The sequence below is a fragment of the Stackebrandtia sp. genome (assembly GCF_035643755.1).
Taxonomy (GTDB): domain Bacteria; phylum Actinomycetota; class Actinomycetes; order Mycobacteriales; family Micromonosporaceae; genus Stackebrandtia.
On record NZ_DASQPW010000135.1, the window covers coordinates 1 to 12,835 of the forward strand.

General features: G+C 70.8%; 11 protein-coding genes. 3 read left to right on the forward strand and 8 right to left on the reverse strand.

Going from position 1 to position 12,835, the window contains the following annotated elements; translation table 11 throughout:
• The coding region (locus tag VE172_RS10430; RefSeq protein ID WP_324800863.1) for a serine/threonine-protein kinase at positions 1-1,089 on the reverse strand (1,089 nt) is incomplete at its 3' end.
• Positions 1,090-1,311: 222 nt separating this feature from the next.
• Here VE172_RS10430 and VE172_RS10435 point away from each other — a divergent pair.
• Complete coding sequence (locus VE172_RS10435) at positions 1,312-2,022, forward strand: hypothetical protein (protein WP_324800866.1); 711 nt, start codon at positions 1,312-1,314, stop codon at positions 2,020-2,022.
• On the opposite strand, the gene VE172_RS10440 is transcribed toward VE172_RS10435, so the two are convergent.
• Positions 2,019-3,575, reverse strand: coding sequence for a protein kinase domain-containing protein (locus VE172_RS10440; RefSeq protein WP_324800869.1), 1,557 nt, complete (start codon positions 3,573-3,575; stop codon positions 2,019-2,021). The genes VE172_RS10435 and VE172_RS10440 overlap by 4 nt on opposite strands.
• Positions 3,576-3,775: 200 nt before the next feature.
• Between VE172_RS10440 and VE172_RS10445 the strand changes: the two genes are divergently transcribed.
• Both VE172_RS10445 and VE172_RS10450 read left to right on the forward strand, forming a co-directional pair.
• The gene (locus VE172_RS10445) at positions 3,776-4,279 is read left to right on the forward strand and encodes a hypothetical protein (RefSeq protein ID WP_324800871.1); all 504 of its coding nucleotides are present in this window, start codon (positions 3,776-3,778) and stop codon (positions 4,277-4,279) included.
• A 186-nt stretch (positions 4,280-4,465) separates the two neighbouring features.
• Positions 4,466-5,791 (forward strand): neprosin family prolyl endopeptidase, encoded by a 1,326-nt coding sequence (locus VE172_RS10450; protein ID WP_324800874.1) that lies wholly within the window; start codon positions 4,466-4,468, stop codon positions 5,789-5,791.
• Positions 5,792-5,793: 2 nt separating this feature from the next.
• On the opposite strand, the gene VE172_RS10455 is transcribed toward VE172_RS10450, so the two are convergent.
• The 6 genes from VE172_RS10455 to VE172_RS10480 all read right to left on the reverse strand — a co-directional run bounded on the left by VE172_RS10455 (position 5,794) and on the right by VE172_RS10480 (position 12,685).
• Complete coding sequence (locus VE172_RS10455) at positions 5,794-6,948, reverse strand: serine hydrolase domain-containing protein (protein ID WP_324800878.1); 1,155 nt, start codon at positions 6,946-6,948, stop codon at positions 5,794-5,796.
• A complete protein-coding gene (locus VE172_RS10460; RefSeq protein WP_324800881.1) occupies positions 6,949-7,542 on the reverse strand; it encodes a TetR/AcrR family transcriptional regulator in 594 nt (197 codons plus the stop codon).
• A gap of 71 nt (positions 7,543-7,613) precedes the next feature.
• On the reverse strand, positions 7,614-8,081 hold the full coding sequence (locus VE172_RS10465) for a DinB family protein (protein ID WP_324800884.1): 468 nt from the start codon (positions 8,079-8,081) through the stop codon (positions 7,614-7,616).
• A gap of 73 nt (positions 8,082-8,154) precedes the next feature.
• The gene (locus VE172_RS10470) at positions 8,155-8,718 is read right to left on the reverse strand and encodes a PadR family transcriptional regulator (RefSeq protein WP_324800887.1); all 564 of its coding nucleotides are present in this window, start codon (positions 8,716-8,718) and stop codon (positions 8,155-8,157) included.
• 497 nt (positions 8,719-9,215) lie between these two features.
• Positions 9,216-10,964, reverse strand: coding sequence for an ABC transporter ATP-binding protein (locus VE172_RS10475; RefSeq protein ID WP_324800890.1), 1,749 nt, complete (start codon positions 10,962-10,964; stop codon positions 9,216-9,218).
• Positions 10,961-12,685, reverse strand: a complete 1,725-nt coding sequence (locus VE172_RS10480; RefSeq protein ID WP_324800892.1) for an ABC transporter ATP-binding protein — start codon at positions 12,683-12,685, stop codon at positions 10,961-10,963. The genes VE172_RS10475 and VE172_RS10480 overlap by 4 nt, the downstream gene beginning before the upstream one ends.
• Positions 12,686-12,835 lie beyond the last annotated feature (150 nt).

A 12,835-nucleotide genomic window follows, 5' to 3' on the forward strand; every position in this document is an offset into this window, starting at 1 on the left:
GGACTTGTGATCGGCGCTGGACTCCGCCGAGCTGGAGCCGCCACCGGCCTTGTCGTGCTTCGGGTGGTCGTACCAGCTGCTGGCCACGAACCCGGTCCCCGTCAGCGCGGCCAGGGCCAGCACGATGAGCAGCACCAGGCCCAGGCGATGCCGTCCCCTGCCGGGCGAGACCTCCGGCGGCGTGCTGTCGGTCGGCGGCGGCTTCGCCGCGGCCGCCTCCCGCGCGCGCACCACCGCGGTGGTCTCCTCCGAGGCGGCCACGGCCCCGGTGTCGCCGCGCCCCCGGCAGGCGTCGGCGAAGGCCGCCGCGGTGGGCCAGCGGTCGGCCGGGTCCTTTTCCAGGGCACGCAGCACGATCGCGGCGAAGTTCTCGGGGATGTCCTCGGGCATCGGCGGCGGCGGGTCGTTCAGGGTGCTGGCGATGATGGACGCGGGGGTGTCGCTGTTGTAGGGCTTGCGTCCGGCGAGGCACTGGTAGGCCACGACCCCGAGGGAGTAGATGTCGGCGGCCGGTGACGGCTCGTCGCCGCGCAGCTGTTCGGGGGCCACGTACGACACGGTGCCCATCACCATGCCGGTGCTGGTGAGCCCGGCGTCGCCGTCGGTGCGCGCGATGCCGAAGTCGACGATGCGGGGATCGCCGTGCTTGTCGATGAGGATGTTGCCGGGCTTGATGTCGCGGTGGATGATGCCCGCCTGGTGCGCGGCGTGCAGCGCCCGCGCCGACCCGGCGATGATCCGCATGGACTCGGCCGGGTCGATGGTCCCGTCCTCGATCAGGACGTCCTGCAGCGACCGCCCCTCGACGAACTCCATGATGATGTAGATGACCGGACCGTCGTCGCTGGCTTCCTCGCCGTAGTCGAAGACGTTCACCACGCCGGGCGCCTGCAGCGCCGCCACGGCCCGCGCCTCGGTGTGGAAGCGGCGCTGGAACACGTCGTCGTTCGACAGGGAGGCGTGCAGGACCTTGATGGCCACGACGCGGTCGAGCCGGTCGTCGTGCCCCTTCCACACCGAACCCATCCCGCCGGAGGCGACTGCCTCCACGAGGCGGTAGCGCCCGGCCAAGCGGTCCCCGGATCGCATGCTTGAGACTCCCGCGGTAACGAAGATTGACGGTTGATTATGTCATGTCTTGGTGAATCGACCAGAAGGGTTGCCGATTACTTTGGGTGACAATGGAATCGCATTGAGGTTATCGGACATTATGGACTGTGATGTGTGATTCGCCATAGTGGAAGTGGCAGTGACGTAAATCCGTCCTGCGTGGACGTGGTCGTCGTGGGAATTGCTGCTACCGTTTCGCCGGTGAACGACACAGGCGACATCTACGAGGTGCACGGCCCGGCGACCTCGCAGGTCATCAGGGCGGCCTGGGGGTCCTGGGGGAGCGTCGACGACGCCGTCATCGGCAACCCGTCCAGTCCCGCCTTCGAGGAGGGTCCACAGTGGCCTGCGATGCGGCAGGCGTACACCGTCACCCGGCGCGGCAAGGGACTGCTCGTCGCCAGCGACGGCCTGGCCGACCCGATGCGGTGGCGGGACGCGCCGCCGTCCAACGGCTACGAGGTCGAGGTGTACGCCGTCTCCGCCGACCGCTTCGACGCCCTCGGCGTCGATGCGGTCGCCTCCAGCTGGCTGGGCGGCCTGGTGATCGGCGTGGCGCGCGTGGCCGCCCGCAACGGCATCGGCTTCACCGAGGCACTGGAGAAGAACGGCACGCTGGTGTTGTCCCTGCAGGGCCTCGAGCTGCCCGGCCGCTTCGCGTCGCGCTTCGTCGACGAGCAGAACACCGCCGCGGCGCTGCTCGGTCTGGACGGCCCCGAGCTGCCCCCGCACGTCGACGGCCCCCTGTCGCGCATCCGCCTGGTCAACATCAAGCTGCTGACGGTGGAGGAGGCGCGGTGGTGCCAGCGCGACGCGATGGACGCGCGGGCGGCCCGCGATGAGCTGGCGGCCCGCGTCAACGAGCAGGGCTGGGCACTGTACTCCAGTATGGAGCGTCCGTCCGTCGTTTAGGGAGCCTTCGATGTGTCGCCGGTCGAGCTGGCGCAGTCGGCGTCGCTGGCGGCGTATTGCACGCCGTAGGTGATCTCGTAGTCCAGCTTGTGCGTGCTGCCCGCGGCCGGGGACTGCTCGACGACGTTGCCGCAGTCGACGTCCCCGTCGCCGACCTGATAGGACGACGCGTTGGTGAAACCCTTGTCGGCCAGCTTCTTTCCGGCGCTGTCCTCGTCGAGACCCACGAGCTTCGGCACCGTCGCGGTGGGCGGCTTCGCGCTCGACGACGACGAGCTCGGCGCCGAACTGGACGCCGAGGACTCGCTCGACGACTCACTCGCGCTCGACGACGCCGAGGACGGCTGCGACCGGCTCGACGAGTCCTGGCTGGTCGCCTCGGTCTGCGAGGAGGAACCGGCGCCGTTCGACCCCGGGTGGTTCTTGTCCTCCCAGGGGCGTGCGGCCGCGATGCCGCCGGCGGCCACCAGCCCCACCACCACGGCCGTCACCAGCGCGACCCGCAGGCGGGCGCCCGAACGCCGATGGGTGATGAGGTCCTCATCGGACTGCCGCGGGGACGGTGCCGAGGGCTTCGGTCCCGATGCCTTGGTGGACAAGCGAATCGTGAGCGACTCGTCGGCGGGGTCGGGCCGGTTGATAACCGTGGTGGGTATCGCGTCGGCGGCCACGGTCACCGTGGCGTCGTCGTCGGCGACCGGGGACGCGGGCAGGTCGATCTGGCCGGTGTCGCGCAGCTGGCGGCAGGCGGCGGCGAAGTCGGCGGCCGAACCCCAGCGCTCCTCGGGCTGCTTGGCCAGCGCCCGCATCACCGCGGCGGCCACGTCGGGCGGGATGTCGTCGGGCAGCGCGGGCGGCTGCTTGTGCAGCTGCTCGGTGATCACCGTGGCGGGAACGTCGCTGGGGAACGGCTTCACGCCGGCCAGGCACTCGTATGCCACCACACCCAGCGAATAGACGTCGGAGGAACCCGTGGGGTCCTTGCCGTACAACGTCTCTGGGGCCACATAGGACACACTGCCCATGATGGCGCCGGTCTCGGTGAGCGGGGACTGGCCGCGGGTGCGGGCGATGCCGAAGTCCACCAGCTTGACCGCGTCGTTCTCCTCGTCGATGAGGATGTTGCCGGGCTTGACATCGCGGTGCACGATCCCGGCGCGGTGCGCGGCGTCCAGCGCGTCGGCCGACTGCGCGACGATGTCCAGCGTCTCGGCCACGCCCAGCCGGGTGCGGTCGGTGAGGATGGTGCGCAGCGAACGCCCCGGCACGAACTCCATGATCAAATAGGACACCACCCCGGTGTCGCCGGAGGTGTCCTCGCCGTAGTCGAAGAGGTTGACCACCCCGGGCGCGGCCAGGGCCGCCACCGCGCGGGCCTCGCCGTGGAAGCGCTGGCGGAAGGTGTCGTCCCCCGACAACCCGGCGTGCAGGACCTTGATGGCGACCGTGCGATCCAGCACGGTGTCCCGACCCCGCCACACATCGCCCATGCCGCCGCCGTCGACTCGCTGGTCCAGTCGGTAACGTCCTCCGAGTAGCTTTCCGGGTTCCATGTTGTCGCGTCCCCACTTGTGTCGTTTGGGGCCTTGGGCCGGCCCCGCTACCCATTATGTAGCCGCATTTCAATCTTTAACTAGCCGATCCGTGCCAGTCGACGATGTGCGCGGCATGATATGGGTGAGGTGTCGGCGGCGGGAACTGTCGGGGTGTCGGCCGCGTCCAACCCTGGAAGCCAACTGGAGGGAGAGGCCCGGTGTCCCGACGCGGCGCGACAGTCCTGATCTCCGCGATAGCCCTGGCGATGGCGATGGTGTCGGCCGGATGCGGCAGGGCCGGTGCGGCGCATGGCGAACAGGCGTCGGAGTCGGGCCCCGCGGTGAAGTCCTACGCGGACTTCCTCGACGACGTGAGGCACGCGAAGTACGCGGCGTACCAGAAGCTTCCGGGGGCGAGGGTCGCCAGCCGCGCCGACTTCGAGGACATGCGGCACTACATCCTGACCCGCACCGACCCCTCCCGCGTGGTCGACAGCGTCGTGTCGCACGACGCGGTGTTCGACTGCGTCGCGACCGACGGCTCCACCGCCTCGGCGCCCTCGCCGGCCGCGCCGCCCGGCGGCGGCTCCGGAGGCTCGGGTTCGGGCGCCACCACGAAGAAGGCCAAGTGCCCCCAGGGATCCATCCCGACCCGCCGGGTGACCCTGGAGGACCTGGTGAAGTTCGCGACCCTGGACGACTTCAACGGCAAGCACCCGTGACCTGAGCCGAGGCGGGCGATCGCCGCGGGCATCGACCCAGGGTATCGACGTAGTTGCGAACCTCAATGCGTACGGCTAGCATGGGACGCCCCCGGGCCGATGGGGCCATTGAGGATGGTTCATGCCGGAGAACCGTCCCCACCCGTCGGTCCGTCGACCCAACACACCCCAGAAGAGGGACGACCCATGGTCTCATCCGGTATCAAAAAACCCCTGTCCCAGCTGAAACGCCCCGCCGTGGCCGGCGGCGCCGTCGCGCTGGCCCTGGCCGTCGGCCTGGTGGCGGTACCGCTGTCCGCGACGGCGGACAGCGACAAATTTGTCACCTTCAATTCGTTCATCGACGCGACGCGCGACTCCAGCTTCCAGGACCTCACCGCCTCGTCCCACGACGTCGCGATCTCCGACGCCCACGCGTTCGCCCAGATGCGCGGCTACGTGCTGGACCTCTACTCGGGAGCGAAGGTCCGGCACTCCTATGTCCAGGACGGCTCCTATGTCGACTGCGTGACCAAGACCTCGCAGCCGGGGCTGCGGGCCACCGGCTCCGACCGGCTGGCCAAGCCGCCGAAGCTGAAGAAGAAGGGACATCCCGATCCCGACGGCGCGAAGGGCGCCACCACCATGGCGCGCCCCCACTCCGCCGACGCCTACGGCAACGCCCTGGCCTGCGGCAAGGGCACCATCCCGATGCAGCGGGTCACGCTGGATCGCCTGTCGCACTTCAAGAACCTGGCCGCCTTCTTCGCCAAGACCCCGGGCGGGGCCCCCGACGCCCGCGCCAACGAGCACAAGTACGCCCACGCCCGCCAGGACGTCGGCAACCACGGTGGACAGTCCTCGCTCAACCTGTGGAACCCCAGCGGCGACTTCACGCTGTCGCAACAGTGGTACACCAACGGTTCGGGCACCGGCCTGCAGACCGTCGAGGGCGGCTGGGTGCACTACCCGGACAAGTTCGGCGACTCCTCCGCGCTGTTCATCTACCACACCCCGGACGGCTACCAGACCGGTTGCTACAACCTGGACTGCGCGGCCTTCGTCCAGACCAGCTCGGACTGGACCCTGGGGGCGCAGTTCTCCAACTACAGCACCAAGGGCGGCGACCAGTACGAATACAGCCAGCAGTGGCAGCTCAAGGACGGCAACTGGTGGCTGTTTCTGGGAAGCAGCACCGACAACATGACCTCGGTGGGCTACTTCCCGGCCAGCGTCTACAACAACGGCACGGTCACCAACGAGGCCAACAACGTCGACTACGGCGGCGAGGTCTACACCGGCGGCACCAACTGGCCGCAGATGGGAAGCGGCGAGTCCGCCGACAAGGGCTGGCAGCAGGCCGCCTACCAGCGCACCCTCTTCTACCTCGGCTCCGACGGCAGCACCAACTGGGCCGCGCTGAACCCGAACTCCACATTGCCGTGTTACACCATCGACAACCAGACACCCAGCGACGGCACCAACTGGACCAACCACTTCTACTACGGGGGCCCCGGCGGCGGAGGCTGCTGAGTTCAAGCCCTGGACGCGGTCGACGCCGCGTCCAGGGCGTCGATCACCGCCCTCGACCGCGGCTCTCCCGCCTCGACGCGCACCTGGTTGACACAGAAGGACAGCCCGACCCGCCTGCGGGGCCAGGCGGCGTGAATCGAGCCCCCGAAACCGGGATGGCCGAAGGCATCGGCGCATCGACCGTAGCGTTCCAGCTCGGTGTTGAGGTCGAAGCCCGTGGCGTAGGCCAACGGTGAGTTCCACAGTGGCTCGACGCCGCGCACGCGTTCGCGGCGCCCCGCCTCCACGGTGGACTCCCTCAGCACCCGCACCCCGTCGATCTCGCCGCCGCGCGACAGACACCCGTAGAAGCGGGCCATCGAGCGCGCGGTGGAGTACGCCCCGACCGCCGCCGACCCGGCGCGCCGGTAGGCGGCGCTGTTCCAGATCGGCACCGCGTCGGTGGCGGTGAGCGGGTTGCGGTTCAACGCCGCCAACCGATCCGGCTCGGTCGCGACGTCCACATCGGCCAGGGCCCCGGGAAGCGCCGTCATGGTCGCCACCCGGTGATGCTCGTCGTCGCCGAGACCGATGTGGGTGTCCAGCCCGAGCGGGGCGGCGAACTCGGCGGCGAACAGCCCGGGCAGCGTCCGCCCGTCGACGCGGCGCACCAGCTCGTCGACCAGCCACCCGAACGTGATCGCGTGGTAGGTGAAGCCCGCGCGCTCGCCGGCGGCCGGGGCCGCCGCGGCCAGGCGCGCGGCCATGGCGTCGTGGTCGTAGAGGTCCTCGATGCGGTGCGGCCCGGGGATTCCCGACAGCCGCGACCGGTGCGTCATCACGTCCGACACCGTGATGTCGCCCTTGCCGTTGGCGGCGAAGGCGGGCCAGTAGCGCGCCACGGGGGCGTCCAGGTCCAGCGACCCGCGCTCCACGAGCCACAGCACGGCCGCGGCCGACAGCCCCTTGGTCCCCGAGAACACCAGCGCCAGGGTGTCCCTTGTCCACGGTGCGCCGGTGTCGGGATCGGCGACGCCGCCCCACAGGTCCACCACGAGCTGACCGTCGCGGTAGGCGGCGAAGGCGGCGCCGAGGTCGCCGCGCTCGGTGAAGTTGCGGGCGAACTGCTCGGCCACGGCCTCGTACCCGTCCGCGACGCGTCCATCGATGGTGGACATTCAATTGCCCCCGTTCTCGTTCAGGCGCAACAGATCCGTCGCGGCGCGCTTGGCGACGTCGGCGGAGGCGCCGCCCCAGCCGTGGTGGTCGGCCAGCACGATCGACCCCTCCAGCAGCAACAGCCACTGCCGCGCCAGGGCCTCGGGCTCGCGGGTTGCGGCGTCGGAGGCGATGCCGCGCAACAGATCCAGGTATCGCTCCAGGTGCCGGGCCACCGCCGCGCGCGGCGGGTCGTCGTGATGCTGGGTGGCGGCGTTGACGATCGCGCAGCCCCGAAATCCCGGCTCGGCGTACCAGGAGCCCAGGGCGTCGAAGACGGCCGCCAGGCGCTCGGCGGGGGAGGAGCCCGCCTCGGCGGCCGCACGCAGCCACGCGGTGACCCGCCGGCTGCGGGCCTCCAGGACCGCGGCGATCAGCCCGTCCTTGGAACCGAAGTGGCGGTACAGGGTCTGCTTGGAGGCGCCCAGTTGGGCGCACAGCTCGGCGATCCCGGCGCCGTCGAGGCCGCGGCGGTAGAAGACGTCGGTGGCGCGATCCAGCATCGCCTCGCGGGTGCGGGCCGGATCGAGCGGGGTTCCCTTGGCGACAGGCATGCCCAACATAGTACCGAGCGGTACCATCTATGGCCAGCGATCGCCGCCACCGTTTCCCGGCCGCCGTGGCGTCAGGCGTTGAGGATCAGGTCGCGGGTGACCTCCAGGTGCCCGAGATGCTGGAACATCTCCTCGGCCAGGTGCATCACGGCCCCGCCCAGCGTGTACCAGTCCTCCGGGCCCAGCTGATCGGTGCGCGGCTGCGCCAGGTCGGCGCGCAGCTGCTCCTTGGCGGCCTCGACCAGCGCCGCCAGCGCCGCCACCTCTCCGGCCGCGGTGAACTCGCTCTCGCGATCACGGTGGTATTCGCGTCCCCGAATGTAGGCACCGCCCCAGTACTCGCACACGCCGAGGCAGTGCGTCAGGATCTGGTATGGACTGTTGGCGCCGGGGAGATCGGGCGTCCGGTTGGCCAGATCGTCGCCGAGTTCGGTCACGATGGCGGACATGCGATCCAACGCCCGATCGGTGAATCGCAGGATTTCTTCCTGGGTGGGAGCGACCTCGGGCGGGGGGGAAGTCTCGCCTGTGGTGGACACGGATATCTCCTTTGCGGGCTTGACGTGCCCACTAGTCTTCCAGGTCGGCCTACCCGGTATTTTCCGGCTCGCGTCAGACGCCGGGTTCGTCGAGGTCAACGCGGTCAGGATTCGCCGCGAGCCACTCCCAGAAGTCCACATAGGCTTGTTCGTGGAGGATGCCGAGCCGCAGGATGCGGGAGCGCGACAGCGCCTCGACACCGTCGCTGGCGTCGGTGTCGGCGCGGTGCTGGAGGTAGGTGTCCCGCCACCGCCGGTGCTGGGCGGCCTGGGCGCGGGCCAGGGCGACCACGTCGCCCGGGCCCCCGAGGTCGGCGAAGTACAGCTTGAGCTGCGAGGGGTCGCGGGTCTCGGGATCGGCGTCGTGCGGGTCGGCCAGCCAGCGCCGCAGCTCGGCGCTCCCGGCGTCGGTCAGGTGGAAGACGCGTCGCCGCCGCCCGCCGTCCTCGGCCTCCTCGCGCAGCAGCCCGGCGGCGGTCAGCCGCACCGGAACCCGGTAGAGCTGGGCGTGGGGGATCGGCCAGAAGTAGTCGACGCCGTCCTCCACCCGGGCCTTGAGCTCGTAGGGGGTCATGGGTCCGTGGCGGGCGATCAACCCCAGCACGATGTGGTCCTGGGGTCCTGTGCTCACGCTCACGATTCCGCTCCTTGACACCGTATCGGTGAGACTATATCGTTCATCTCATCGAAACCGTATCATCGATACTATCTAGAGAGGACGCGACAATGCGTGACTTCGGCATCGAACTGTTCGACCAGTGGACCGCGCTGTGGGACGGCGACCTGTCCATCGCCGACAAGATCATCGCCGACAAGGCGGTGTTCCGCTACGCCCAACCGGGCTCCGAGGCCATGGACGAGGTGCACGACGCCGCCACCCTCGCCGAACGCATCGCGGCGTTTCGCGCCGAGCGCCCCGGCCTGCGATACCGCACCCAGGGCGAGCCGGTGGTCGACATGGACGCCGACGGGACCGGGCTGGTCGCCCGCCCCTACGGCGCGCGGCGCCCCGGCCCCGACGGCGGCGTGATCGACATCAGCGGCACCGACATCCTGCGCAGCGAAAACGGCCGCGTCGTCGAGGTCTGGTCGGCCTCCGGCGGGGCCGCCGGGCGCGCCTACTACCCGGGATCCTTAGCCCTGCCAGGACTTCCAGAGCCGGGCATACTGGCCGCCGGCGGTCACCAGCTCCTCGTGGGAGCCCAGCTCGCTGATCCGGCCGTCCTCCACCACCGCGATGCGGTCGGCGTCGTGGGCGGTGTGGAGCCGGTGGGCGATGGCGATCACGGTGCGCCCCGACAGCACGGCGGCCAGGTGGCGTTCCAGATGACGCGCGGCGCGTGGGTCCAGAAGGGACGTCGCCTCGTCGAGCACCAGGACGTCGGGGTTGGCCAGCACCAGGCGGGCCAGCGCGATCTGTTGCGCGCGAGCCGGTTCCACCTTGTGCTCGGCCGAGCCGACCACCGTGTCCAGCCCGTCGGGCAGCCCGTCCAGCCAGTCCGTGGCGTCCACGGCAGCCAGCGCGGAGACGATCGCCGCGTCGTCGGCGTCCGGGTTGGCCAGCGCCAGGTTGTCGCGCACCGTGCCCAGGAACACGTGGTGCTCCTGGGTCACCAGCAGCACCTCGCCGCGCAGCTCCTCGAGCGGCAGGCCACCGAGGTCGCGGCCGCCCACCCGCAGCGTTCCCGAGCCCGGGGAGTCGATCCCCGCGATCAGTCTGCCCAGAGTGGACTTTCCCGCCCCCGACGGGCCGACCACGGCCAGCCGCTCGCCGTGCGCCACGTCCAGGCTGACGCCGTGTAGCACGTCGCGGCCCGGCGCATAGGCGTAGCGCAGCCCGCTGGCGTGCACCGCCGGGGCGTCGGCGTCGGCGGGCTCCACCTCGCGCGGCGCGGAACCGTTGCCGCGCAGGGGACCCACCCCGATCACGCGGCCCAGGGAGGCGTCGCCGGTCTGCAGCTCGTCGAGCCAGGCCAGCAGCATGAAGATCGGCTCCGCGGCCTGGTTGATGTACAGGGTCGCGGCGGTGACGGCGCCCAGCGTCGCCAGGTCCGCGCCGTACATCAGGCCGCCCACCAGCAGCACCGCCGCCACCGGCACCGTCACGCCGAAGTCCAGTGCGGGAAACAGGATGGTGCGCAGGTAAAGCGTGCGGCGTTCGGCCTTATAGGACTTGGCGATCCCGGCGTCGCCGACGGCGATCCGCTCGCGCTGTGCCCGCAGCGCCTCGATGGTGCGGGCGCCCTCCACCGTGGCCGCCAGTCCCTCGGCGATGTCGCTGAAGGCGGCGTTTTCGGCCAGGTAGGCGGTGCGGGCGCGCTTCAGGTACCAGCGCGCCGGCCACCACAGGACCGGCACGGTCGTCACGATCGCCACGCCCGCCAGCACGGGGCTGGCCAGCACCATCGCCACCAGGGTCAGCACCAGGGTCAGCAGGCACACGAAGCTCTCCGGCGCGGCGCGCCGCATCACCTGCCCCAGCTGCGCGATGTCGCGCGAGCTGCGGGTCATCAGGTCGCCGGTGCCGGCCTTCTCCACCGTGGACAGCGGCAGGGACAGGGAACGGTGGACGAACTCCTCGCGCAGCCGGGCCATCACGGCCTCGCCGAAGCGGCTCGACACGTAGTGCGACAGGCCGCCGAAGACGGCCTGGGCCACAATGAAACCCGCCACCGCCAGCGCGATTCCGTCCACGGTGGAGTTTCCCGCGCCGTCGACGGTGTTGACGAGATTGCCCAACAGCCACGGGGCACCCAGCCCCGCCGCCGAGGAGATCACGTACAGGGCCACCGTCAGCGCCAACTGTCCCTTATAGGACTTGGCGAGAATGCCCACCTGCCGGGCGGTCTCGCGCGAATCGGCGACCGGAAGACCGGTGCTCATGCCGAAACCTCCTCGTCCTCGCTTTGCCGGGTCACCAGCGCGCGGTAGCGCGGCTCGCCGTCCATCAGTTCGGTATGGGTGCCGCCGGCGACCACCCTGCCGTCGTCCACGAGGCACACCACGTCGGCCCGCTCCAGTTGCAGCGGCGAGCTGGTGGCCACCACGGTGGTGCGCCCGGCGCGGGCGGCGGCCAGGCGCTGGGCGATCAGCGCGTCGGTGTGGGCGTCCACCGCCGAGGTCGGCTCCAGCAGCACCAGCACCGGAGGGTCCACCAGCAGGGCGCGCACCAGCCGCAGCCGCTGGCGCTGCCCGCCGGACACGTTGCGCGCCTCGGCCTCCAGCCGGCCGTCCAGACCGCCCAGGCTGTCGACGGCGTCGCCGGCGACAGCCACGCGCACCGCGTCCATGATCGACTCATCGCTGTGGACGCCGCGCGGGTCGAGCTGCTCGCGCAGCACCCCGGCGAAGAAGTAGGCGTCGTTGTCGCCGACGAACACCGTGGCGCGCGCCGCGTCGACGGACAGCGCCGACAGCGGCGTGCCGTCCACGGTGACCTCGGAGTCGACGTAGCGCCCCAGCCGGTCGGCGATCGCCACGGCGTCGGACGGGTCGGTGGCCGCCAGCGCGGTGAACCGCCCCGACGCCACCCGCAGACCCGAGGCGGGGTCGTCGATGCTGTCAAAGGACTGCCGGGCCGCGCCGTCCCCGGTGTCGTCCACAATGGCCTCAACCGACAGCAGCGCCACGATGCGGCGGGCCGCGGCGTGCGCGGTGGTGTATTTGCGCGCGGTCTCCAGGAACGTGCTCATCGGCATCATGAGGAAACCCGTGTAGCCGAACGCCGCCACCAGCTGGCCGGTGGAGATGTCCCCGGCCACCGCCAGCCGCGCGCCCACCCACGTCACCGCGATCAGCAGCAGACCGGGCAGCAGCAGCTGCAGCCCCTTCATGAACGCGCTGGCCACCGCGACGCGCACGCCGTAGCGGCGCACCTCCTGGGAGCGCTCGTTGTAGCGGCGGGCGAACAGCTCCTCGCCGCCGATGCCGCGCAGCACCCGCAGCCCCGCGACGATGTCGTTGGCGCGCGAGGTCAACAGGCCCTGCTGCTCGCGATAGTCGTGTTCCCTGCGCTGCAAGGGCTTCAGCAGCGGACCGATCACCAGGGCCTGGAGGGGGAGCCCGATCAGGATGACCGCGCCCAGCAGTAGGGAGGTGTTGAGCAGCACCACGGCCACCGCCACGAAGGTGACGACCGAGCCGACGGTGCGGCCCAGCACGTCCAGGGTCATGCCGATCTGTTGAGGGTCGACGCCCCCGACGGCCACCACCTCGCCGGTGGCGATGCGGCGCGGCAGCGCCGCCCCCACCCGGGTGGCGTGGCGCGTGGTGACCTGGACGCTGCGAAACGCGCCGATCAGGAAGTTGAACACCGCCAGCCGGTGCCGCACCGCGCCCAGCGCCGCGATCAACACGGCCAGCGCGAAGATCACCAGCGCCCACCAGACCAGCGCGCCCTTGTCCTTGGCGACGATGCCGTCGTCGAGGCCCTGCCCGATGGCGCCGGGGATCGCGCCGATGCAGGCCATCCAGCCGGTGCCGAACAGGCCGGCGATCACCAGGGTGCGCCACTGCATGCGGCAGATCCACAGCAGATAGCGCCCGGCGGAGCGGGTGTCGGGCTCGCCCGGGTCGGCGACGGGCAGTGGCTTGAGGAGACGCATAGCCAGTTCACGCTATGGGGTGGCGGCGACGGCGGCAACTCAATATGACGCGCGTGGCGGGTGCGGTGAATCACGGTCCCGTCAGGATCGTCGGCGCGCCAACGGGTCGGGGCGCCGGTGTGGCAGTGACGGCGGCGGCACCGGCGCGGG